This window comes from Geitlerinema sp. PCC 9228 (assembly GCF_001870905.1).
GTDB lineage: Bacteria > Cyanobacteriota > Cyanobacteriia > Cyanobacteriales > PCC-9228 > PCC-9228.
This window is the reverse complement of the sequence record NZ_LNDC01000094.1, coordinates 42,020-66,885: the sequence shown is the minus strand read 5'-3', so window position 1 is coordinate 66,885 and position 24,866 is coordinate 42,020. Positions and strand designations below refer to the sequence as shown.

The window sequence follows — 24,866 nt, the reverse complement described above, 5'->3', positions numbered from 1 at the left end:
AACTGAGGACTCTTTAGAGATGGGAGCAGTCAACTCTAGCAAGGAATTGCCAGCGCCTGTCTAGCAACCCGTTTTCAGGGATAGAAGCAAGCAGTACAATAGATTGCCAGCAGCAAAGATAGCCAAATTGGCAACGAAGCAACCCATGACCTTACCCGAGACGGCACCCCCCACCACCCAAAACAATCCTTTCCTGATTTTGCCCTACGAAAAGGCATTGGAATCTCTCGGAGATGATTACTACGACCGGGTCGAGGCGGCGACCTTCCCGGTGCACATTCTCCGCTTTCGCAACGACGACCTGCTACCATGGTTGGGGTTGTCGCCATCAGTAGTGAGCGATCGCGATTTTATCGAGGCTTTTGGTCAATTTATCGGCGATCGCCCGTTTTTGGCTTTGCGCTACCATGGCTATCAGTTTGGGGCCTACAATTCCCGTTTGGGAGACGGACGGGGATTTCTCTACGGTCAAATTCGCGGTACCGACGGTCGCCTGTACGATTTGGGAACCAAAGGCAGCGGTACTACCCCCTATTCCCGCCACGCCGACGGTCGTTTAACTCTCAAAGGTGGGGTTCGAGAGGTTTTGGCTGGGGAAGCGTTGCACCATCTGGGGGTAAATACTTCCCGCTGCCTCAGTTTGGTGGAAACTGGCGAACAGCTACTGCGCAGCGACGAACCTTCCCCCACCCGTTCCTGCGTTATGGTTCGCATGAGTCACTCCCACATTCGCTTCGGTACTTTTGAACGGTTGCATCACATGGGTCGGGGGGATTTGGTGGCCAAACTCCTCGACCATGTCATTGCCGAATACTATCCCCACCTGCAACAGTACGAAGACCGCTACCAGCAATTTTATGCGGAACTGGTACAGCGAACCGCAAAACTGGCGGCGCAGTGGATGGCAGCAGGATTTTGCCACGGGGTTCTCAATACGGACAATATGTCAATAACCGGGGAAAGTTTCGACTACGGCCCCTACGCTTTTATCGAAACCTACAATCCGCGCTACATTGCCGCCTATTTTGATTATGGGGGTCGCTACTGTTTTGGCAACCAACCCCGCGCCTGTCGTTTTAATTTGGATATGCTGCAGCGACCTCTGTCTATGGCCATCCCTACAGCAGATATGGAAGCGGGATTGGCCCAGTTTGACGATGGGTTCAACGATGCTTACCGGCGACTGATGCTGCGGCGGTTGGGATTTGACCAAAAACAACTTCCCATCGATCTGGCTAACGAGATGTTGCAGGTAACGTTGGATATGCTGTGGGAAACCCAAGTGGGATACCAGGAATTTTTCCGGCAGCTACGCTATCAGTTTTCTCCCAAGTGGCGGGAGGCGTCTCCCCAGCAAATCCAAACCAGTCTGGAACCAATGTTTGCCGGGGGCAATGCTGCAGAAACCATGTCAACTTGGTGCGAACGGTACCATCACTTGCTACAATTTGTTTCGGGCGAGGAGCTAGAGGCGATCGCCGAGCGGTTGAAGGCGTACAATCGGGAAGTTCCCCTGCTGCGATCGCGCATTGAAGAAGTTTGGGAAGCGATCGCCAATGAAGATAATTGGGAACCTTTCTACCAATTGTTGCAACAACTACCTCAGTAGTGCTTAAAACATCAACATCGGAGTGGTTTCCACATGAAACGGCTTACCCCAGCTATAGCTGCTATCCTTCTACCATGGCTCGGCCATGCCAGCACAGCTACGGCTACTAGCTACCAGTTTAACGAACAATTTTGCCGTCGCCACTACCAAACTTGTGCTGCGATCGTGAATACGGCAGGACTGATCGAACCGACCTACGAAGCCAATAATGTGGTTCAGGCCAATTCCCTGCTGCAGGAAGTGCAATGGTACGATGGTGAGGTTCGCTGGGAAGACGCGCAAGTTTCTTTTGTCAACCGCGAGGAAGTTCCCGGTGTCAATCTTGATGTACAGGCTATCCTCGCCAAACAGCAAACCGAGACCAAAACCATCTATTTGGTTAGCATCCGCGGTACCGAATCCCTGGTGGATTGGGTAAATAATTTTCGCTTTGGGTTGGCGGCGTTTCCCTACGGTTCGGGGAAGGTCCATCGCGGCTTTTCAGAATATGCCAATGCCGTATTTACAAACGCCACCGCCAAGTCCTTTTTTCAAGAAATTCGCAACCGCCAGCAACGCAACGAAGCCTACGAAGTTTGGGTGACCGGTCACAGCTTGGGAGGCGCTGCCGCCATGGTGTTTTCTGCGATTTTGCAGGAAGAACTCAATCTCTCCCCAACCAAGAATCTACGAACCATTACTTTTGGTGCGCCTTCTCCGGGAAACGAAGCCTTTGTGACTGCCTACGCCGAAAATACCATCCGCGCGGAAGTGGTTGGCGATCCGGCCACGTTAGCGACGAGTTTGGCCTTGCCGCAGCTGGCAGGTGGAAAATACAAGCAAGATTTTGGTCGCGTGATTCGGATTGTTCCTTCTGTGGCGCGCTTGCAGGAGTTGAAAAAGTTACGAGACCGCTTGTTTTCTAGCAGCGATCGCTTGGATGTGTTGAAAGAAATTCTGCAAGTTTCTGTAGATATTCACAAGCTGGAATACGGGGAACGTTTTAAGACGATGGACTTGCCAGTGGCTGCTGCGGGAACTCCCCGACCCCCCGACCCCTACACGCCTCCCAGTTTTCAGCGCCTCCACACTAGGTCGGTTCCAACCACAGGGGTCAATGCGATCGCCATTTTGCCGGATAGCAATCTGGCGGTTACTGGCGGTACGGATAGCAATTTGTACTTATGGAACTTGGAAACCGGGGAACTGGTCAGCCAGCAGGAGGCTCACGATAACGATATTACCGCGATCGCTTACCACCGTCAAAGCAATTTACTGGCCAGCGCCAGTCAAGACGGTACGGTGAAACTCTGGACCCCCCAAAATAACCAACTCTCCTTGCAGCAAACCCTCACCGGTCACGCTGGTTGGGTTACGGCGGTAGCTATTTCCTCCAACGGTCGCCGGGTGATTGGTGGTGGCAGCGATACCACCATCAAAGTTTGGGATGCCGCAACGGGAGGTCTGCAACAAACCCTCACCGGTCACCAGAGTGCGGTGTACGATTTGGCGATCGCTTCTGAGGGAACTCTTGCAAGTGCTTCGCAAGACAAAACCATTAAATTGTGGGATTTGTCTTCGGGACAACTCCAACAAACCCTCACCGACCACGAGGCTGGTGTTTACAGTTTGGCGGTATCGACCCAGGAAAAAACTTTGATCAGCGGTAGTGCCGACGATACCATTAAACTCTGGAACTTGCCCACGGGAGCTTTAATTGCTACTTTTACCGGCCATGAAAGCACGGTAAATGCTTTGGCAATTACATTAGATGGTAAAGCTCTGATTAGCGCCAGCCGGGATGCCACCGTCAAAATGTGGCGCTTGGCAACCGGAGAAGTGTTGCAAACCCTGCAAACCACCCAGCAACCCATCCGCAGTCTGGCTTTGAGCGAAAATAGTCGCTTTTTGATAACCGGAACCCGGGGAAGTTCCCTAGCTGCCGCTAGCAATGGCGAACTTTTCATTTGGGGTGATGGTTCTCCAGTGAGTTCTTTTTCCCCTTCGAAGGCTGGGTTAAAATAAGGTAAGCTGCTGGGGCGATCGCGGGGATTGCTGCCAAGGTAAGGAAGGAACGGGAAGGCCCCGCTGTTCTAACATTTGCTGAAATTCCCAAGCCATTCCCGGCGAATGCACTTCCTGCGGACAGTGGACGAAAAAATAAATTTGCCGATCTTCTTGCAACCAAGTTTCAATATATCCCGCCCATTCTTGCAAATAGCTGCGATTGATATCCCGGCGGTGGGGATGGCCGATAAAGCGGACGATGGTAGAGTGGTTGGTGGTTTCTGGAATAGCTGGCAGCTTGGGTTTGCGCGTGGGGGCATTCCGCTGGGGGTCGTCGGTAGTGCTATAGACCGGCCGGGTATCGAGCAATACTTTCGCCACATCGAGGCGTTGCAGCATGACATTTGCTTGATGCCAGTAGGGGTCAACAAACCAGTCGGGATGGCGGAATTCCACAGCTAGGGGGAAGCTTTGCCGGGGTAAGGCAGTTAGAAATTCCGTCAAATCGTCGATCTGTTCTGGACCGTAACTGGGGGGGGAATTGGGCAAAGGTGGGTCCCAAGCGATCGCCTAAATTGCTAATGATTTGCAAAAAGGACAACGCTTGGGGAACGGCCGGTTGCAACCAACCGTTGTGCGTAATTTCCCGGGGGAACTTCAGACAAAATTGAAATGTCGGTGGGGTTTGCGATGCCCATTTAGCAACTGTTTTTTCCTCGGGGATGGCGTAGAAAGTGGTATTTCCTTCCACAGCCGTCAAACGTTCTGCATACAAGCGCAAAAAATCCCTTTGAGGTGTTTTGGCTGGATAAAAATGGCCTACCCAATCTTTATAGGCCCAAACAGCACAACCAAGAAAAAAATTCATAGATATTTTTCCATTTATCTAAAACTTAGCATTTTTATGGCAATTGTACTTTACCATGTGCTACAGGACAAACGATCGCTCGTTCGGTCCAGCCTTCCCTTGACAGTTTTCTAGTTATATATCGTTTCACTTTCTAAAAATATTATATTAGAGTCAGTATTGTTCGTTTATGCAGCTTTCCAGCAAAAATATTCGCGCTTATCAAAATCTTATCAATTCTTCATTGTTTGTGGATAAATCAAGAATCAATACGTTATACCTATTGGTCAATTGAGTCAAACCAAATTGGAGCGATTGACTATAAATTTAAGAATTTTTACCTAATTTCCAGCGCTCTATTTTTCGGAGATACTTGTTTTATGAACTTAACCAAATTCTTTTTCGTTTTCTCGCCGCTAGCTTCTCTGTTTGTAGGGCTGACGGCAACGCCAGCTTCTGCCGAGACTTGGATTGCCAAATGCAATAACTTACAGTTTAACTTTCAACGAGACAACGATCGATTTTTGGTGTACTTTCAAACCGACAACGGTACCTATCAAGTAGCCCAAGGTTCCATTACATTTGATAACGGTACGGCCGTTCGCGGACCGGTTGCAGGAAACGACAGCTACATTGGTGCTGGTGGTGGCAGCAATGCCAATACGCCTATTACCCAAATTGGACTGAATGCCAGTCGCAATATGGTTTATATTTTTTACCAACATCCGCGCAACAATTCCCAAGAAACAGGTACGTTTTGCAATACGCAAATTCAACGTCAAAATAGCGATCGCAGTAGCAATAATAACACCGATTTTACGGGTGTTTGGGATACCAACTTTGGCGAACTGCGCCTGTACCAAATACAAAATTATGTAATTGGCGACTATGCCAACCAAGGTATTATGCTAGGCAAAACCAAAGATAGTTGCGTGGCTGGTGTTTTCACCAATGGCGATCGCAATGGCATTTTTCGCTTTAATATGTCCGATGCTGGCAAGTTTCGAGGAAAATGGGCTTGGCAGGGCAATGATTTAGATCGAAATTGGCAAGGAAATCGTACTGCCAATACAGTAGAACAGCTACAGAATTTTACTCGAAATGGGTCTACAACATCCATCATAGATAACGAACGCACGGTATTTGACGGTACCTACAATTCTCCCTATGGTCAAGTAGAAATTATGGCCCGAGATTTATTTCTCATTGGCGATTATGCCGATAAAGGTATCTTAGCCGGTATGTGGGATGGAAATTCTTTTGTTGGTCGTTTTACAAATGGCGATCGCACGGGATGGTTCCATTGGGAATTTTTCTCTAAAAATGGTTCTTTCCGGGAAGGTTCTTGGGATTGGATTGGTGAAGATAGCAGCAGCAACTGGCCTTTGCAGGAAACCAGTTCCAATACACCGCAAATTGATAACATGCTGGATGGCGTGAGCTGCGAATAAATGCATTGTCTCTTCCAATCAAAAATATTGCGAATATTTGTTTTGGGGAAGGGTTGACTGTTTTGATGGTTAGGTGCATCTTTGTGGGGCGTTTCTCAAAACGCCCCTCTTGCTAGATTGAGTATCGCCAAAAAAAAATACTATTATCCCCAAAAATGCGATCGCTTTTCTATCGGCGTTGCCATAATTTCATGCCCAGCAAATATAGAACCAAGGAAAAAATAGCCACACCGGGAGAAGGCAAGAAGGAAATTGCTGTATTTGGAGATGGCAAAGTTTGCAACTGGGCAACCGTACAAGTATTGCCGCTTTGAAATTCTTTGGTTTGGAAAACAGGCCTGGTAGCGTATTTTGTTACCACAACCAAATCATTTTTTTCCAAGGTTTCTGCCATTGGGAGAAACGAAGGAGTGGTGTTGGCAAGGGGAAATTTTTGTAAATTGAAATGCCCCATTTCCATATCGTGGGATTTGGGTTTTTGGGGAAATTGATAGAGACCCATTCCCATCGAAGATAGGGTAACAATTCCCATGGAAACTGCCCCCACACTAAAAACTCCCATGGAAATTACACCAATAGAAATGACCCCCATGGGAATAATCGCGATCGCAATTAAACCATGGGCAGACACACCAATAGCAATAATACCATGGGCACCAATGCCAATGGCAATTATACCGTGAGCGCCAATACCAACCGAAACGAGTTGGCGTTTTTTCTTTTCTTGTTCGCAGGAATTCATAAAAATTTTCTTGATTTCTAGCAATAAAGTAGTATAGAGAAAAATCCTCAAAGCGTCAAAAGACAGCTTGTCATAGTTAACTTTAATTATTATTTTATCTTTATAAAGTGATTTATAAATAAATGATTGTTGATTTTGACCATTTCCTGTGGATGGTTCTATATCATTGTTCTAAAAATCTGTAAGAAATAATCGGGATGTTTGGGTAGGGATGCTTCGCAAAACGCCTCTGCCAGAAAAATTGGCAAATTTCGGAAATGGCTTTGTAAAAAAATTGCGCCCCCAAAACATCTTGCAGCAGCTTGCTTGTATCAAAACAATTTTATTCAATGCGATCTTGCCAGCAAGATTGTATTTTTTTGTAAACAAATTTGGCACTTTGCGGGAAAATTTCATTACAATTTGACATACAAGCTAGGTGGACATATGCGCTGGCAGCCAACAAGAAGCTTGACGCCTCGTTTTCCTCTATTTGGGAATTCCCAACCAACGAACAGGTTTCTAAGAAAACGGCAAGGCGGCATCGTTCCATGAGATATTGCGAAACGCCGCAAGCGGTAGATTCACCAATCGATATCTAGGCAGAGTACGATTTTCTTTGTACCTTGCCTACCCTTTTCTACTTCCAGTCAAAAACTTATTGATATCATGGCTACGCTGAAAGCTTCACCGCAAGGACTCATACGCATCAAGCGATCGCGCTGTCAAAAAGGCTGGTCGGCTAGCAGCTTCCGTTGGTTGGAAGAAGCTAGCAAGGTTTTGGGGGTATCTTGGGAAGACGATGGCGTTTTCGCTGCCGGCATTTCCGAGGGAACCTGGAAGCGATTTTTGGCGGGAAAAACACCCATTAACGAAGAAGCGTTTAAGGCATACTGCCAGGTTCTTGAGATTGATTGGCAGGAAGTTATCGAAGGTAGCGACCCATTGCAGGCATCGGTGGAGTGGCAGTTCTATACCGATTGGGGAGATGCGCCGGATGTTTCTATTTTTTACGGTCGCGAGGCGGCGTTACAAACGATCGAACGATGGATTTTTGCAGAAAATTGCCGGTTGGTCACCCTATTGGGAATGGGAGGCATTGGCAAGAGTGCTTTGGCGGTGAAGGTAGCCAGGGAAATTGCAGAAATGCGCGGGCAACATGTCTCTAACGATCGCTGTTTTCAATATATCATTTGGCGATCGCTGCGCAATGCTCCCGGAATCGAAGAAATTCTTACCGACTGCATTCAGTTTTTCTCGCAACAACAGGAAATTCGTTTGCCAGATGGTTGGGAACGCCAAATGAGCAAACTGTTGGATTATTTGCGACGCTATCGCTGTTTGTTGGTTTTGGATAATGTTGAATCCATTTTACAACCCGGCGATCGCACGGGAGACTATCGCCAAGGGTACGAAGGTTACGGACAGTTTTTGCAGTGTGTGGCGGAAACCAGCCACCAAAGCTGTTTGCTGCTTACTTCCCGGGAAAAACCCCAAGGGATAGCCATGTGGGAGGGAGAAAGCCTGCCAGTGCGATCGTTTCAAGTCAGCGGTTTGGCAGAAAACGAAGGTCGGCAGTTGTTTAATCTGAAAGGAACCTTTACCGCCACTGAAAACCACTGGCAAACCCTCATTTCTCGCTACTCTGGCAATCCCCTGGCGCTGAAAATTGTAGCTTCTGCAGTTCGCGACTACTTTGACAGCAATATTCCCGAGTTTTTAAATACCACCCAGCAAGGTACGTTCTTGTTCGACGATATTCGTACGTTGTTGGAACAGCAGTTTCGGCGATTGACCCCTATAGAATACCATTTGATGTACTGGCTGGCGATCGCGCGCGAATCGGTCACCCTAGGGCAGCTGCAAGCCGATTTGGCGATCGCTGTTCCCCCGCGGGATTTGGTAGAATCTTTACATTCCCTGCAACGTCGTTCTCTGATTGAAAAAAGTAGTACTGGGTTCACCCAACAGCCAGTGGTAATGGAATATGCCACCATACGGTTCGTCGAACAAGTTTGTACGGCCCTGGAAACCCTAGCCAATGCCAGTCAAGAACCACCCAACCACCTGCCATCTCCCATTTTTGTTACCCATGCCTTGCTGCAAGCTACCGCCAAAGACTACATTCGGGAAACCCAAGCCAATCTCATCGTACAACCCATTGTAGAACAGCTTGCTGTCACTTGGGGAGAGACAAACAATCTCCGCCATTATTTGCAAAATATTTTGCCGAGATTGCGCGGCAAATCCCCCCGGGAAACTGGCTATGCGGCGGGCAATGTGCTGAATTTACTGGCTCAAGCCAAAGCAGACCTGACGGGATTGGATTGTTCGCAGCTGACGGTCTGGCAAGCGTATTTGCAGGGAATACGACTGCACGATGTGGACTTTACCAACTCCGATTTGTCTCGCTGCGTGTTTACCGAAACCTTGGGCAATATTTTATCGGCAGCATTTTCCCCCAATGGTCAGTTGTTGGCAACTTGCGATACCGATTGCAATGTCCGCGTGTGGGAAGTTCCCTCGGGAAAACTATTGTACATCTGTCGGGGACATGAGAACTGGGTGCGTTTTGTTACCTTTGCCCCGGATGGGCTGACTTTCGCCAGTTGCGGTGCCGACGAAACCATTAAAATTTGGAATGTTGGGGATGGTGTTTGTATTAAAACGCTGGTCGGACACGCACACGAGGTTTTTGCGGTGGCTTATAGCCCTGATGGGGAAAAGCTAGCCAGTGCCAGCGGCGATCGCACGGTGAAAATTTGGCACGTTCGCGATGGTCGCTGCTTGCAAACCCTCAGCGGTCACAGCAATTGGGTGAGTTCTGTCGCTTTTTCTCCCGAGGGTCGTTTCATTGCTAGCAGCAGCGCCGATGGCACAATTAAGTTTTGGGATGCTAGCGGGGGCATTTGTATCAGGAGTTTGACAGATGAAATGGGATGGGTTCGCGCGATCGCGTTTGGTCCCGATGGGGATGTATTAGCCAGTGCCGGTAACGATTTTACCATCAAACTGTGGGACTGCCAAAGCGGAACCTGTTTGCAAACCTATACGGGACATCAAGATATTATTTATTCTGTGGCGTTCAATCCCGCAGGAGATACCATTGTCAGCGGCAGCGGCGATCGCACGGTTAAATTTTGGGACCGCTACAGTTCTACCTGCCTCAAAACCCTCTGCGGACAAAGCAACGAAGTCTGCTGCGTTGCCATTTGCGCCGACGACCGCACCCTTGCCTGTGTTAGTTTGGACCAAACCTTACGCTTGTGGGACTATCAAAAGGGACAGTGTTTGAAAACTTGGTACGGACACACCGATTGGGCGCTTCCCGTGGCGTTTTGTCCTCAAGAATCCTCGAACGACGAGATGCAAGTTGGCGATCTTCTCGCCAGCGGCAGCAACGACAAAAGTATCCGGCTGTGGCACTGGCCAGCAGGAGAATGCTGGCAAACTTTGCAAGGACATACCGATTTTATCTATTCCTTGGCTTTCAGTCCCGACGGGGAAATTCTCGCTAGCGGCAGTACGGATTCCTCGATTCGCCTGTGGCAAGTTAGAACCGGGACGTGCTTTCAAGTCTTGCAAGGTCACGCGGATTGGATCGATGCGGTGGCTTTTCATCCCCAAGGACAGATTTTAGCCAGTGTCAGTGCCGATTGTACGGTAAAACTTTGGGATATGCGTACGGGACAATGCTTGCAAACCCTCACCGGACACAGCAAAAAACTTCTGGGCGTTGCCTTTCATCCCCATGGAGAGCTTTTGGCGAGTTGTGGCGTTGACCAAAAGATTCAATTGTGGGAGGTAGATTCCGGTCGTTGCTGGAAAACTTTACAAGGGCATACCAGCCGGATTTGGGGGGTTGCTTTTCATCCCGATGGCAAACGACTTGCTAGTTGCAGTACCGATCGAACTATCAAACTGTGGGATATAACTACGGGAGAATGCTTGCAAACCTACATCGGACATACCAACTGGGTGTTTGCGGTTGCCTTTTCCCCAGACGGTCGGTGGTTGGCTAGTGCAGCTCACGATCGCACGGTGAGAATTTGGAATACGGTTATCGGTGAGTGCGATCGCGTTTGCGTCGGACATTCTCACTTGGTTTCTGCCGTTGCCTTCCATCCCAACGGAGACTTTCTGGCATCTGGTTCTCAAGACCAAACCGTCCGTATTTGGCGCGTGAAAACCGGAGAATGCATCCAAGTGTTAATCGCCAAACGCCTTTACGAAGGCATGAAGCTAACTGGGGTTCGCGGCATCACCCCAGCGACGATTGCGACGTTGCAAACCTTAGGCGCGGTGGTCTGAATTTGCAACCATGATTAGCTAGTGTGAGGGCACTGTTGGACCCCCAAAGCCACATTCGCCAGCAAGTCATCGGCCATGTCTAAAAATTCTGCCACCCGTTCGTCGCTCAATCTGTATACCACATATCGTCCTTGCCGTTCGGTGATTACCAAATTGCAACCGCGCAAACAGGCAAGGTGATTGGAAACGTTGGATTGGGTCAAACCGGTGGTGGCAACCAGTTCGCTGACGCTGAGGGGGCGATCGCGCAAAGCCAGCAAAATCGCCAGTCGCGACGTATCCGCCAAGCCGCGAAACAGCTTCGCCTTCACCCCCACCATGTCATCGGATGTATGTTTGTCTGCCGCTAGCATAAAAATAATGATAATCATTCCCTCTTTATTCTACCTCAAAAATTAACAATTTCTCGAAAAAATCCCTTGCCTGTAGCGTTAGGTTTTGTTAACATATCAGCAAATACTGATATCAGTATATACTAATATTAGCTGGTACGTTATCCAGCGCCATCCACCGATTGAGGTTGCCCTATGCAATCGAACCCTACACTCAAAACATTACAAGCCCAAGTGGAAGGGATGGATTGTCCCAACTGCGCCCAAACCATCCAATCTCATTTGGATGGGGCTAGCGGAATTCGCAAAGCTACAGTTTCTTTTAGCAACAGCAAGCTGGAAGTAGCTTACAACAGCGAAGAAACCACAGAAACCGAAATTCGCCAGCGCGTAGAAGCCTTGGGCTATCGCTTCAAAACCGCCGCCACTACGCCGGCAGCAACTTCTACCAAATCGCCCTCTGTCTGGCAATTTTGGCTGTTCACCCGTCGCGGTCAGGAACTGTTGCTGGCTGGTTTGGGATTTTTGTTAGGCGGTTGGGCGCAGTTGGCTGGGTTGGATGCTTGGATATGGCAGATATTTTACAGCATCAGCATCGTCACCGCTGGTTGGCGTGTGGCGCGCGCTGGTTGGATTGCTTTGAAATCCGGCAAAGCGGATATGAATTTGCTGATGACCGTATCTGCTGTGGGGGCAGTCATTTTAGGCGAGTGGGTGGAAGGCGTGATGGTGGTCTTTCTGTTTTCTCTGGGAACCAACTTGCAAAGCTTTGCCCTGGGCAGAACCCGCCGCGCCATTCAGGATTTGATGGCACTCACTCCCACCACCGCTACCGTTCGTCGGGGTGAGGAAGAAGTCGAACTGCAGATCGAAGAAATTGTCGCAGGCGATCGCTTGTTGGTACGTCCGGGACAGCGCATTGCTTTGGATGGTACGGTGGTTTCCGGGACCAGTTCTATAGACGAGTCAGCGATTACTGGCGAATCGGTACCAGCAGATAAGTCGATTGGCGATGAAATCTTTGGCGGAACTTTGAACCAGGCGGGATATCTAGAAGTAGAAGTGACGCGCACTTGCGAAGATACCACCTTAGCCAAAATTGTCCGTTTGGTGGAAAGCGCCCAAGCCAGCCGCGCGCCCGCCCAGCAGTGGGTAGATAAATTTGCCGCCATTTATACGCCTGCCGTCATTGGCACCGCGATCGCGATCGCGATCGTTCCCCCGTTGCTGTTCGCCCAACCCCTCACCGAATGGGTGTATCGAGCTTTGGTATTGTTAGTAATTGCTTGTCCTTGTGCTTTGGTGATTTCTACACCAGTTTCCATTGTGAGTGCTATTGGCGCTGCTACCAAAGCGGGGGTTTTGTTTAAAGGCGGTCACGGCTTGGAAATGGCAGGGCAAATGCAAGCTTTGGCTTTTGATAAAACCGGAACCCTGACGCAAGGCAGTCCTTCGGTACAGCAAGTTTATGTTTTGGGAGATACCACCGCCGAACAAATCCTATCTCTAGCAGCAAGTTTGGAACAAACCTCCGAACATCCCTTTGCCCGTGCTATTTTGGAACGCAGTCAGGAAGAGAACCTGGTTTTGCAGTCTCCCCAAAATGTGAATGTATGGCCAGGGTTGGGGATTGCTGGCGAACTCGATGTGGGTCAGGTTTGGGTAGGCAACCACCGCCTGCTGGCAGCGTATGGCATTTCTTTACCATCTGAGGAAGCTTCGTGGCGGGATGCCGGGCAAACGGTGGTTTTTGTGGGTACTTCGGATACGTTGCTAGGGGCGATCGCGCTAGCCGATCCTTTGCGAGTGGAAGCCAAAGAAGCCATCCATCGGTTGCAACGAACGGGAATCGAACGTTTGGTGATGCTAACGGGCGATCGCTGGTCGGTTGCCCAACAAATTGCCGCTGATGTGGGGATGAAGGAATATCGCGCCGAACTGCTGCCTCCGGATAAGCTAACGGAAATTAAGGAATTGCGCCAGCAACAAGATACGATTGGTATGGTTGGCGATGGGATTAACGATGCGCCGGCGCTGGCGGCTGCGGATGTGAGTTTTGCGATCGGTCGCAACGATTTGGCGTTGGAGACGGCGGATATTGTGTTGGTGGGTGACGATTTGCGGCAGTTGGATTACGCGATCGCGCTTTCTCGCCAGGCGGTAGCGACAATTCGTCAGAATATTATTTTCTCGCTGGTTACCAAAGGGGTGTTTTTGCTGTTGGCAAGTGTTGGCATTGCCGGGTTGATTGCAGCGGTAGTAGCAGATGTGGGTACTTCGCTGTTGGTGACGTTGAATGGGATGCGTTTGTTTGGGGTTCGTTCTCGTTAAAGAGTGATACGATTTTCTAAAAAGAACGATTGCCTTGAATTTTCCAGATCTTCCAGTAACTGATTGTATCTTGCAAGAATTTGCCCCCATTCTATCATATCAGGAGAAATCTTCTGCAAAATTAAACCTATGAACGCCTGGTGTAGTAAGCCATTTAGGTCAATAAAAAGCCAAAATTCGCTTTCTGGAGAAATTTCAGTACAAGAATCTCCCAATTCCCTACTCACCAGAAGTTCAGCTATTATGTTGGCAATTTTGTTTCCAACACAATAATACCATTTCCTTAAAAATCTGCAAGGAATAATTGGGGGATTTTTGTAGGGGCGCAACGCGTGAGTAGGGGCGCAACGCGTGAGCGCCCCTACCAGGGCAATTGAGGAATTCCAGACAATCGTTGTTTTTCAGAAATGGTATAAGCAAGTTATATAATGTACTTATCAAGAATGCTTTTCCGTAGCATACTGTTAGAATCTTGGTAGAGACGTAAGCAGGACTTGGTTCGGTTTGGAAACTAGCTCTATCGTAAAATAGCCAAGGTGCAAACAAACCAAATACCACCTACAACGTCTATAAAAATACGTGATATACAGCCCATTTGTCGTCTCTTTAAAGAAGAAAAAGATGATTTATACAACTCATTTCCTATCCATGGGAGTTTTACTTGCTATCTTGCCGTTTGGCATTTTCTCCACGGAAGTATCTACTTTCAAAACAGAAAGTTCTCATGTTGAAGAATCAATAACTACAAGGGAAGTAGCATCTAAGATTGCGCAGTCTAGTAGCGTATACACCATCATTATCGATAGTCACAACATTTCCGGTAAAACCAGCTACACTATCAAAAATGGTGGCATGTTGGAGCAGATTGAGGGAAAGCTGGATAATTACCGGGTTACAGCTCAATCTAACGATACTGTTCGCGGTAATACAGCTATTGGGGAAGTTAGTGGTGGCGTGGATGGTTTTCGAGCTTACGGCGAACGTCCCCAAATCGAGCTTAGCCAACCAGCAAATGCTAGAGTATATGTTAAGCCGGGTTACACGGAGGAAGGGTACAGCCATACCATCATTATTGATAGCCATGATATTCCTGGTCTGACAAGTTATACTCTTAAGAATGGGGGCAGGTTAGAACAGGTTGAAGGACAGCTCGAAAATTTCAGAGTTACAGCGCAATCCAACGATACTGTTCGCGATAATACAGCTATTGGGGAAGTTGATGGTGGTGTGGATGGTTTTCGAGTGTACGGGGAACTTCCGCAGATCGAAATTACCCAACCAGCAAATGCAAAGGTTTATATTAATGGGCAACGGAGATTGATAAGCCGGTAGGAAAAACTAAGCAAGGCGATCGCGCTTTCTCGCCAGGCGGTAGAATTCGTCAGAATATTATTTTCTCGCTGGTTACCAAAGGGGTGTTTTTGCTGTTGGCAAGTGTTGGCATTGCCGGGTTGATTGCGGCGGTAGTAGCGGATGTGGGAACTTCCCTGTTGGTGACGCGGTTGGCGCAGTTATTTGGGTAAATGTTCACTCTAAAATAAGTACAAGCGATCGCGCCTTTCTCAGCAAAATTTTATCTAGCATTTAGACAGACATCATGGAACTTCTGGAAAATAGGAACCAGACATATAGCAGCCAATCCTTACCAGATGTCGCATGAACCACCGTTTTGCCTCTCACCGCAAGGATCGGGAATGTTCTTCCCATAGCAACAAGCCAACAGCGACCAACTCTGCTTCTCCAAGTCGCCGCCAATCCCTGGGAAAACAATTTTCCTTATCACGATCGCGTTTGGTTTGGCTCATTGCGATCGCTTTTCTTGCCGGTTTGCTATTATTTTGGCTAACCCCTCTGAAAAACTTATTTAACTACGACTTCCTCGCCAGTTGGTTGCACCAGTTGAACTGTTTTCCCTGTGCTGCTACTTTTTTTATTATCCTTCATGCGATCGCAACTGTATTTGGCGTTCCCGGTACAGTTCTAACCGTAGCGGGTGGTGCCGTTTTTGGGTTGTTTTGGGGGTCTTTGCTATCCGCGATTGGTGCTACCGTGGGAGCAGTGGGTGCCTTTTGGATCGCGCGTTATTTATTCCACGATTGGGCAGAACGTCGGTTTGCGCGCCATCGTAGATTAGCAGTATTTCGAGAAGCCGTCAAGCGATCGCCCTTGCGGTTTATTTTGGCAGTTCGCTTTGCCCCCATATCCCCGTTCAATGTCGTAAATTTTCTATTTGGCTTAACGCCCATTTCTAGCATTGATTATACCATTGGCACCTTCTTTGGCATTATTCCTGGCATCGTGGCTTATACTTGGATTGGTGTTACCGGTATCGATGCTTTTCAACAAGGGGAGTGGTTGCCTTTCCTGATTGCCTTATCTCTGTTAGCTTTGCTGTCTTGTTTGCCAGCTTTTGCCCGTAAGTATTGGCAAGGACGTTGAGGGTGGGAGCGTGGGAGCGTGGGAGATTGGGAGAAATGGAAGTTCATTAAACTGTGGGCATTTGAATGTCAAATAACCACGGAACCCACAACAATAAAATTAGCAGTGCTACAAATAAGGTAGGCAAGACAATTGGCAAACAAAGCCTGGTATACTGAGCCCAGGTAATGCGAATGCCGGCTTGCGATAAGTAATGCAGCCAGAACAGCGTTGATAAACTGCCAATGGGAACCAATTTCGCGCCAATGGTACAGCCGAGGATGGTAGCATAAATGGCTGTTGCTTGCAGAGCTGTCATTCCTGCAGACGTAGGTGCGATCGCTTCCATATCCCGAATCGCATTGGTTTGTACCACAATCGCCGGTAAGTGATTGCTGAGAGAAGAAACAATCGCTGCTAAAAATCCCGTTCCCCAACTCACGATCGCTACTCCCCAATTGCTCAAACCAGCGATCGCTTTTTGCAATCCTATCTCCAATCCCGCATTTCCCAAACCAATCCCTGCCAAATACATACCCCAGGCAAACAGCAACACCTGCCAAGGGGTTTTTCGCAAAGATGAGAAAGAAAATGGCGAGGTTGGTTGTGAGGGAATTTCCCGTGGCGATAGGGGAGAAATGCGACGTGGGGGGATTTGTTGGTAAAACGACCACCACAAAACAAACGTAGCCACAATTGCAGCTACCATGACAATGGGAAACATAACCAAGATATACTCCCCGGTATCGATGCGGAAGGTTTGGAGAGTGTAGCGGCTAACGGGATGGGAAAAAGGTGCGATCGCACTGGCGATGGCAGCCATTATCAACCAAGAGATGGCAAATGCTAGGGTGGTAGTAGAAGGCCATTTGCCGATACGCGATAGGGCAGCCAACAGCGGTGTTAGCAAGACAATCGCGCCATTGTCGGTAAATAGCAATGCCGCCAAACTCACAGCAACAATGCTGGTAAAAAACAAAACCCGCAACTGGCGAACCCGCGATAAAATTTTCACCGCCAGCCAGTCAAACAATCCCATGGTTTGCAACAAATGCACCAGCAGGATTACAATAACCAGCACCAGTACGGTGTCTCGAAACATCCACTGGGATAAAATGGGGTCGTTCCAACTTACCAATCCCAGCAATAAAGGTACTAAAGCGCCTATAATGGCAATGGTGCCTACGCCAAATCTCTTGGGACGCCACCAAAGGGCCACCAAAACCACCAAATGAAGTGCGATCGCTGCTGTAAGTTTCATCTTTTGCTACGTTCGCCAATTTGTTGTCGTTTGTTCGAGTTATAGGAATCCATCGTGACAGGTACGATATCGACTTGGGAAACCAACCATCAAATTCCTGCAAGCGAACACCGGCCATTTCTTAGCATTGCGCCGATGATGGACCGTACCGATCGCCACTATCGGTATTTTATGCGCCAAATTACCCGCCATACGCTACTGTACACGGAAATGGTGGTAACGGCAGCCGTGTTGAATGGCGATCGCCAAAAATTGTTGGGATATTCCCCCGAAGAAAAACCCCTGGCGTTGCAAGTTGGCGGCGATTCTCCCCAAGAACTGGCCGAATGTGCCAAAATTGCTGCCGATTGGGGTTATGATGAAATTAATTTAAATATTGGTTGTCCCAGCGATCGCGTGCAAAACGGCAACTTTGGCGCTTGTTTGATGGCCGAACCCGATACTGTGGCCCGTTGTGTGGAAGCCATGCGCCAGGCAGCCGACATTCCAGTTACGGTCAAACATCGCATTGGCATCGATAACCTAAATCGCTACGAAGATATGCGCAACTTTGTACGCATCGTCGCTGCTGCTGGTTGCCGGCATTTCACCGTTCATGCCAGATGCGCTTGGTTGCAAGGTCTGAACCCGGCGGAAAATCGCAACGTACCACCGCTACGATACCAAGATATCTATCGCCTCAAACAGGAATTTCCCCATTTGTATGTGGAAATCAACGGCGGCATCAAAACTTTAGAACAAGTTCGGGAACACTTGCAACTGGTGGATGCGGCAATGATTGGTCGCGCTGCCTACGACAATCCCTATTTGTTTGCTACTGTAGACCGGGATTTCTTTGGCGAAGAAACCGTTCCCACCACCCGCGCCGAAATTGTCCGTTCCATGTACGACTATATCGACCATTGGGTGTCTAGAGGCGTAAAATTGCACAAAATTAGCCGCCACATGCTGCAATTGTTCTCCGGTCAGCCGGGAAGTCGCGCCTGGAGAAGATATCTAACCGAACATGCCTGCCGACCGGATGCCGATTCCCAAGTGATGGAAGCCGCTTTGCAGTATCCCCTGGAAATGATGGCTGCCTCGCCAGCATAGAATGCATACCATATAAAGCAACATTTGTCAAGTACCTGACGGGAACTCCATCCTTCGGTATCATGACCCTGGTTACAATCCGGTAAATATTTCCACCAACTATGCAGACTTTTCAGGAGTTCCTTCAGCAAACATTTTGGCAGAATACGGTAGCCGATTACCTTTCGGTGGTAGCCACCTGGGTGGTTGGCTTACTTGTGGTTTTAATATTCAAAAATGTTATTGCTACGCGCCTGAAAAATTGGGCAAGCCAAACCAACACCAACTGGGATAATTTAATCATTCAAATTTTTGATAGAACCATTATTCCACTGCTGTATGTGGGGGTTCTCTATCTCAGCGTTCAAGGGTTAACCCTCTACCCCGTTTTAAACCAAGGCATTACCATCCTTTGTATTGCTTTGGCTACATTTTTTGTTATGGGGTTTATTACCCTCGCCATTGCCCAAATTTTGCGCTACCAACTGCGGCGACGTAGCGAAGAAGCCAGAGAACGTACCGTTCAATCCCTGCTACCCGCCATTCGCGTGGTGGTTTGGTCCATTGGGGTCATTTTCCTGTTGGATAACATTGGATTAAATATTAGCGCGATCGTTGCTGGTTTGGGAGTTGGCGGTGTTGCCATTGCCTTGGCATCGCGAGGGGTTTTAGAAGACCTGTTTAGCTACCTTTCCATTATTTTCGATCGCCCCTTTGAAATTGGCGATTTTATCATTATTGGCGACTACGCCGGTACCATTGAAAGAGTCGGTATCAAAAGTACCCGCCTTCGCAGTTTGAGCGGTGAAGAGCTGGTATTTTCCAATCAGGATTTAACCAGTTCCCGAGTCCGCAACTACAAACGTATGGACCAACGTCGTATTTGCTTTCAAATCGGCGTCACCTACGAAACTAGAAGCGAACAGTTGCAGGAAATGCCCACCCTAATTCAGTCTATAATAGAAAAACAGGAGGGGGCTATTTTCGATCGCGCGCATTTTGCATCCTACGGCGATTTTAGTTTAAATTACGAAATTGTCTATTACGTTACCAGCAACGACTACAGACAATATATGGACATCCAGCAAGCCATTAATTTTGAACTCAAAGAAGAACTGGAAAAACGCGGCATCGAATTTGCCTATCCCACCCAAGTGCTGTATCTCAACCGTCCGGAAGATACCTAAAAAAACGCCAATTCGTTAAAATTGTTGGCAATTCCATTTTACAGTGAGCGTAAAAGACCAACCCATCCAAACCATATTTCTATCGAGCGATTGCCTACCCAAATTTATGACAGTTTCTACCAGTACCCAAGCCAATACATTTCCCCTAGCTGCTATTGTCGGACAAGATGCCATTAAATTTGCCTTGTTGCTAGCCGCCGTCGATCCGGGATTGGGAGGTATTGCCATTTCCGGCAGGCGGGGAACGGCAAAATCCGTCATGGCGAGGGCAATTCATTCTCTCATTCCCCCCATTGAAGTCGTTAAAAATTCCATTAGCAACTGCGACCCCCACAACATGTGGGATTGGGATGACGATACCCTGGCGCAATACGGCGAGGCTAGCGAAGTTCCCACCGAAGTAATTCCTACGCCGTTCGTGCAAATTCCTTTGGGAACCACCGAAGACCGGCTGCTAGGGTCGGTGGATGTGGAAAAATCCGTGCAGCAGGGAGATACGATTTTTCAACCCGGTTTGCTGGCTAAGGCCCATCGCGGGGTTTTGTATATTGATGAAATTAATCTTCTCGACGACCAAATTGCCAATTTGCTGCTAAACGTCCTTACGGAAGGTCGCAACCAAATCGAACGGGAAGGAATTAGTTTCCAGCATCCCTGCCAACCCCTGTTTATTGCGACTTACAACCCCGACGAAGGTCCGCTGCGAGACCATTTGCTCGATCGCATTGCCATTACTTTATCCGCCGACGGGGTTTTGGGAATCGACCAGCGGGTGCAAGCGGTTGACCAAGCGATAAATTATTCCAATTCGCCGCAATCTTTCCTCCAGCAGTACGAAGAAGATATTGATAGTTTAAAAACCCAAATTATTCTGGCGCGGGAATGGTTGAAAGAAGTCACCATTTCTGGCGAACAGGTGCAATATTTGGTTGAAGAAGCGGTACGCGGGGCCGTCCAAGGACATCGCGCTGAGTTGTTTGCGGTGCGGGTGGCCAAAGCTTCGGCGGCTTTAGATGGGCGATCGCAAGTGAATGCGGATGATTTGCGCCGGGCGGTAGAATTGGTTATCGTGCCCCGGTCAAATGTTATCCAGCAACAACCCCCAGAACCCCCACCGCCGCCACCGGAATCCAACGACGAAGACCAAGACCAACAGGAAAACGAGGACGACCAACAAAACGAAGACGAACAGGAACCGCAAAACGAAGAACAAGAACAAGAGGGAGAGGAAAGCGAAGAACAGCCGGAACAACCGGAAATTCCGGAAGAGTTTGTGTTCGATCCGGAAGGGGTGATGCTAGACCCGGATACGCTGTATTTCTCGCAAATGGCGCAGCAACGTCAGGGCAGTTCTGGCAAGCGCAGTTTGATTTTCTCCCAAGACCGGGGTCGTTACGTGAAGCCGGTGATGCCTACAGGGGAAGTGTTGCGGGTAGCTGTGGATGCTACGTTGCGGGCAGCCGCGCCCTATCAAAAAGCCAGACGCGAACGCTATCCCCACCGGCGCGTGGTTGTGGAATCGGGAGATTTGCGCGCCAAACGCTTGGCCCGTCGCGCTAGTGCGTTGGTGGTTTTCTTGGTGGATGCTTCCGGTTCCATGGCATTGAATCGCATGCAGTCAGCCAAAGGGGCGGTGATTCGTCTTTTGAATGAGGCGTATCAAAACCGCGACCAAGTGGCGCTGATTCCGTTCCGTGGCGAACAAGCGGAAGTGTTGCTGCCCCCCACTCGTTCCATTACGACGGCGCGGCGGCGTTTGGAAAAATTGCCCTGCGGCGGTGGTTCGCCTTTGGCCCACGGTTTAACCCAAGCAGTGCGCGTGGGGATGAATGCCCGTCAATCCGGCGATGTGGGACAAGTGGCGATTGTGGCGATTACCGACGGTCGGGGGAATATTCCTTTGTCGCGATCGCTGGGCGAACCCATGCCCGAAGACGAAAAACCCAATATCAAAGAGGAATTGTTGGATTTGGCTGCCAAAATTGGCGGTTTGAACATGCAACTGTTGGTTATCGATACGGAGAATAAGTTTGTTTCCACCGGATTTGCCAAAGAGTTAGCGCACAAAGCCGGTGGCAATTACTATCACCTGCCCAAAGCCACCGATCAAACCATTGCTTCGGTCGCCCAAGGTGCGATCGCGGACATAAAATCCTAACCAAAGTAGGGTGGGAACCGCCCACCCCTGACCCAAACAATATTTTTTGGGAGAGCAACTACCATGCGGACATGAAATCCTAACCAAAGTAGGGTGGGAACCGCCCACCCCTGACCCAAACCAGGTTTTTTTTGAGAGAGCAACTACCATGCGGACATAAAATCCTAACCAAAGTAGGGTAGGCACCGCCCACCCCTGACCCAAACAATATTTTTTTGGGAGAAGAACTACCATGTGGATCTATTTTCTCGGCTGGTTTCCCATGATAGCGATCGCAATTGCCAACGCAGGAGTTCGCGAAACCTGGTACGGCAAGCATGTGAAAGAATTAACAGCCCATCAGATTTCTACAATTTCGGGAATTTTGCTGTTTTCTCTGTATATAGGCACTTTGGTCTATTTTGTTCCTCCTGTTTCTATCCCACAAGCGATCGCGATTGGCGGCATGTGGCTGGTGATGACGGTAGCATTTGAATTCCTATTTGGTCGTTATGTCGCCAAACATTCCTGGGAAAAACTTTTGGCAGATTACAATATTTTGAAAGGACGGTTGTGGTTGTTGGTATTGGTGGTTATTGCTACTGCCCCCTACGGATTTTACCGATGGTTGTGGTAGAAACAATTTGCCGTTCGTATAGATTGAAATAAGATTGGTTGCGGAGTGAGGAAAAATCTGATGGGACGATGGACTGCTAGAGGATTGGCGATCGCAACGGCAATATTGGTGGCGATAACCGCCGCATGTGCTACCGTGGCAGATATACCATCGCCAGTCTCTTTATTTCCCAATGTAGCGCTGCAACGCGATCGCGCCTCAGAGGAGGCGTTTGAAGCCCGCAGCCTCGCCATTCGCAAACAGTTGGCAGATTTGGATTTAGAAGAATTGGACCGCTGGTGGCGGCGGGTGGATATTGGCGACCCGCACAAATATTTGCTTCCGGTTATGGTGGCGCGGCTGAGTTTGGAAGATACAGACGAGTCTAAAATTTGGCAAATTCTCCGCAATCTAGAAGAAGATAAATCGGATTTGTATCACTTTCGCAGCTATCTCGATATTCGCCTGTTTTTCCTATTTCGCGATCGCATGCCAGAGGATATAAAAGCCATCTACCGCCAAATGATGCAACGTCCGCGCGTGTTTGAGTGGCTGGAAACGGGAACGGAAAACCACATGTACATGCAGCGGCTATCGGGATTGGCGCTGATGGATGGCAGCAATTTCCCCAATGAAGACCCTGCCACACCAGCAACCCTGGAAGCCTGGGTCCGCACCGAGTTGCAAAAGTTACTCACCATCGGACAGGGAGAATTTCACTCTTCCGTATATTACGGTTACAGTATCGGTGCCTTGCTTAACTTATACGATTTTGCCGAAACCCCCGAACGGAAAGAACTTGCCAAAGCTGCTTTGGATTGGTTTGCTACCAATTTGGCGTTGCGTTTCAGTTGGGGAACGGTGGGTGGTGCGGAAAGTCGTGGGTTCGATCGCGAAACTTGGAATAGTGGCGCGGCAGCTGTAGCCTGGATGTGGTGGGGAGATGGTACCGATGCAGAAGCGATCGCCCGTCAAATGAAGTCGCAATATGCACGGCTAGCCTTGCCCGCAGCGTTGAGTTCTTACCGACCACCGCCGCATTTAAAGGCATTGGCACGCAAACAAGTAAAATTGCCGTTTTTACTGGAAGCTAGCCATCCAAGTTATTACAGCTATCACCAAGATAATCGGTTTTGGGAACGGTTTTACGTAACTGAAGATTATAGTTTGGCAACGTTAGTTAATCCGAAAAAGTCCTATCGCGTGAAAGGGACGATTAATGCTCAGTATGCGACTTATAAATTGGTGGTGCGCGATCGCGAAAATCAGAACAACGCCGTGGTGAGTTTGGGGGGAACCTATCATTCTCCCATGGCAAAAGGCAGCAGTCCCGGCGATCGCTATTTGCAAGGACGTAGTGCTGTCATGTACCAATCCATTCTAAACCAAGAAGACCTGGAAGCGGGGGTTCCGGCGCGATCGCATTTAGTCCTTCCCAACCGCTATGGCGAACCGCAGCAATACGGCGATTGGTACGTATGGCAAATTGAAAATATCTGGCTGTGCGCGCGACCTTGGGGCGATACTGTTCGTTTGAACAATCCAGTATCCTCCGAACACGAGGACTATCAAGCCTTGGTAGCGCAAGGAAAGCGTACGGCATGGATTACCGATATTGCCTCGGTTCGGGATTATTCTACATTCGCCCAATTAAAACAGGCACTGGATGGTACAACAGTCAGCGATCGCGATTGGCAAAGTCAAGGCAAGCTAGAATATACAGGATTGAACGGCGATCGTTTGGAAATGACCTATACAAGCGATCGGGGGCATGTCAACGGTCAACCCTACCCGATTCCCCGTGCTGTATTGGATAGTCCCTACGTTCGCCAACCCCTCAACAGCGGAAAACTAACCGTAGAACATCCCCAACTAGGTCAATGGCAATTGCGCTCAACCTTAACGCAACCCCAGTGGTCCCAGGATTGATACCCGATCCAACACGACCCCGATTTTGACAGAAATGGTTATCTAGAAGCCGCTAAAAACCGTTTGGTCACCTCAATGGCATGTTCTGGCGTTTCCGCGATCGCCATTCGTTCTTTAGAAAGTTTCTGGAAAAAAAAGCGGCAGGTTTCGTCCTTATTGAGTAAAATAACAGGTTTGTCAGCTTTGAGCGCCAGGGCAATTTCCGAAGTGGTACCCGTACCAATCCCGCAAGCCACAATTGCATGGGAAGACAGTACGTTAATATTGTTGCGAGCATTCCCCATGCCGGTAAAAATCGCAATATCCACCGCTTCCGAAACGCCACCTTCGCTTTCATCCGGCAGAATGCCTATAGCGATCCCATTGGCTTCCTTCGCACCGCGGCTGGCAGCATCCATTACTCCGACATTACGACCGCCGGTTAGCAAGATCCAGCCTTCTTGAGCAATATATTTGCCCAGTTCGTAGGCACTTTCTAAATTATCCGTCGTTGCCCCGTTTCCAGGACCCATAACCCCGATGACAGTTTTTCTCATAACGTTTTCCGACAATTGAAGATAAAACTTAATTTGCTGTTGAAATAGGGGAAAGAGGGAGCAGATCGTGTTCCCACCCACCCTCCCCCTTGCCCTGAGTGCCTTTGTTGGGTACTTCCATAC

The 24,866-nt window shown here is 48.8% G+C and carries 16 protein-coding genes and 1 pseudogene; 12 read left to right on the top strand and 5 right to left on the bottom strand.

Features of this window, described 5'->3' with window-relative positions:
• Window positions 1–145 precede the first annotated feature (145 nt).
• The gene (locus tag AS151_RS08120; RefSeq protein ID WP_071516541.1) at window positions 146–1,609 is read left to right on the top strand and encodes a YdiU family protein; all 1,464 of its coding nucleotides are present in this window, start codon (window positions 146–148) and stop codon (window positions 1,607–1,609) included.
• 33 nt (window positions 1,610–1,642) lie between these two features.
• Entirely contained in the window at window positions 1,643–3,613 is a 1,971-nt protein-coding gene (locus tag AS151_RS08115) for a hypothetical protein (protein ID WP_071516540.1), read from the top strand.
• On the opposite strand, the pseudogene AS151_RS08110 reads toward AS151_RS08115, so the two are convergent.
• Window positions 3,605–4,463 (bottom strand): annotated as a pseudogene (locus AS151_RS08110) (DUF72 domain-containing protein). The gene AS151_RS08115 and the pseudogene AS151_RS08110 sit on opposite strands and share 9 nt — an antisense overlap.
• 359 nt (window positions 4,464–4,822) lie before the next feature.
• Here AS151_RS08110 and AS151_RS08105 point away from each other — a divergent pair.
• Entirely contained in the window at window positions 4,823–5,893 is a 1,071-nt protein-coding gene (locus AS151_RS08105) for a hypothetical protein (RefSeq protein WP_071516539.1), read from the top strand.
• Between the two features lie 169 nt (window positions 5,894–6,062).
• Here AS151_RS08105 and AS151_RS08100 read toward each other — a convergent pair whose 3' ends face one another.
• Window positions 6,063–6,635, bottom strand: coding sequence for a hypothetical protein (locus tag AS151_RS08100; protein ID WP_071516538.1), 573 nt, complete (start codon window positions 6,633–6,635; stop codon window positions 6,063–6,065).
• A gap of 648 nt (window positions 6,636–7,283) precedes the next feature.
• Between AS151_RS08100 and AS151_RS08090 the strand changes: the two genes are divergently transcribed.
• The gene (locus AS151_RS08090; RefSeq protein WP_071516536.1) at window positions 7,284–10,925 is read left to right on the top strand and encodes an NB-ARC domain-containing protein; all 3,642 of its coding nucleotides are present in this window, start codon (window positions 7,284–7,286) and stop codon (window positions 10,923–10,925) included.
• A 14-nt stretch (window positions 10,926–10,939) separates the two neighbouring features.
• Here the strand turns inward: AS151_RS08090 and AS151_RS08085 are convergent, their stop codons facing one another.
• A complete protein-coding gene (locus AS151_RS08085; RefSeq protein WP_244532940.1) occupies window positions 10,940–11,296 on the bottom strand; it encodes a metalloregulator ArsR/SmtB family transcription factor in 357 nt (118 codons plus the stop codon).
• Between the two features lie 156 nt (window positions 11,297–11,452).
• Here AS151_RS08085 and AS151_RS08080 point away from each other — a divergent pair, with 156 nt between their 5' ends.
• The 3 genes from AS151_RS08080 (at window position 11,453) to AS151_RS08065 (ending at window position 16,027) form a co-directional block, all read left to right on the top strand.
• Complete coding sequence (locus tag AS151_RS08080) at window positions 11,453–13,588, top strand: cation-translocating P-type ATPase (protein WP_071516535.1); 2,136 nt, start codon at window positions 11,453–11,455, stop codon at window positions 13,586–13,588.
• 621 nt (window positions 13,589–14,209) lie between these two features.
• Window positions 14,210–14,920, top strand: a complete 711-nt coding sequence (locus AS151_RS08070) for a hypothetical protein (protein WP_139240575.1) — start codon at window positions 14,210–14,212, stop codon at window positions 14,918–14,920.
• Window positions 14,921–15,244: 324 nt separating this feature from the next.
• Entirely contained in the window at window positions 15,245–16,027 is a 783-nt protein-coding gene (locus AS151_RS08065) for a TVP38/TMEM64 family protein (protein WP_084639457.1), read from the top strand.
• A gap of 46 nt (window positions 16,028–16,073) precedes the next feature.
• On the opposite strand, the gene AS151_RS08060 is transcribed toward AS151_RS08065, so the two are convergent.
• The gene (locus AS151_RS08060) at window positions 16,074–17,267 is read right to left on the bottom strand and encodes an ArsB/NhaD family transporter (RefSeq protein ID WP_071516532.1); all 1,194 of its coding nucleotides are present in this window, start codon (window positions 17,265–17,267) and stop codon (window positions 16,074–16,076) included.
• 93 nt (window positions 17,268–17,360) lie between these two features.
• Between AS151_RS08060 and dusA the strand changes: the two genes are divergently transcribed.
• From dusA to AS151_RS08035, 5 genes are all read left to right on the top strand, one after another.
• Entirely contained in the window at window positions 17,361–18,359 is a 999-nt protein-coding gene (gene dusA / locus AS151_RS08055) for a tRNA dihydrouridine(20/20a) synthase DusA (protein ID WP_343327423.1), read from the top strand.
• Between the two features lie 101 nt (window positions 18,360–18,460).
• Window positions 18,461–19,525, top strand: a complete 1,065-nt coding sequence (locus AS151_RS08050; protein WP_071516531.1) for a mechanosensitive ion channel family protein — start codon at window positions 18,461–18,463, stop codon at window positions 19,523–19,525.
• Between the two features lie 106 nt (window positions 19,526–19,631).
• On the top strand, window positions 19,632–21,683 hold the full coding sequence (bchD, locus tag AS151_RS08045; RefSeq protein WP_071516594.1) for a magnesium chelatase ATPase subunit D: 2,052 nt from the start codon (window positions 19,632–19,634) through the stop codon (window positions 21,681–21,683).
• A gap of 232 nt (window positions 21,684–21,915) precedes the next feature.
• Entirely contained in the window at window positions 21,916–22,299 is a 384-nt protein-coding gene (locus AS151_RS08040) for a hypothetical protein (RefSeq protein ID WP_071516530.1), read from the top strand.
• A gap of 60 nt (window positions 22,300–22,359) precedes the next feature.
• Entirely contained in the window at window positions 22,360–24,207 is a 1,848-nt protein-coding gene (locus tag AS151_RS08035; protein ID WP_139240574.1) for a hypothetical protein, read from the top strand.
• A gap of 38 nt (window positions 24,208–24,245) precedes the next feature.
• Here AS151_RS08035 and AS151_RS08030 read toward each other — a convergent pair whose 3' ends face one another.
• Entirely contained in the window at window positions 24,246–24,743 is a 498-nt protein-coding gene (locus AS151_RS08030; RefSeq protein ID WP_071516528.1) for a TIGR00725 family protein, read from the bottom strand.
• Window positions 24,744–24,866 lie beyond the last annotated feature (123 nt).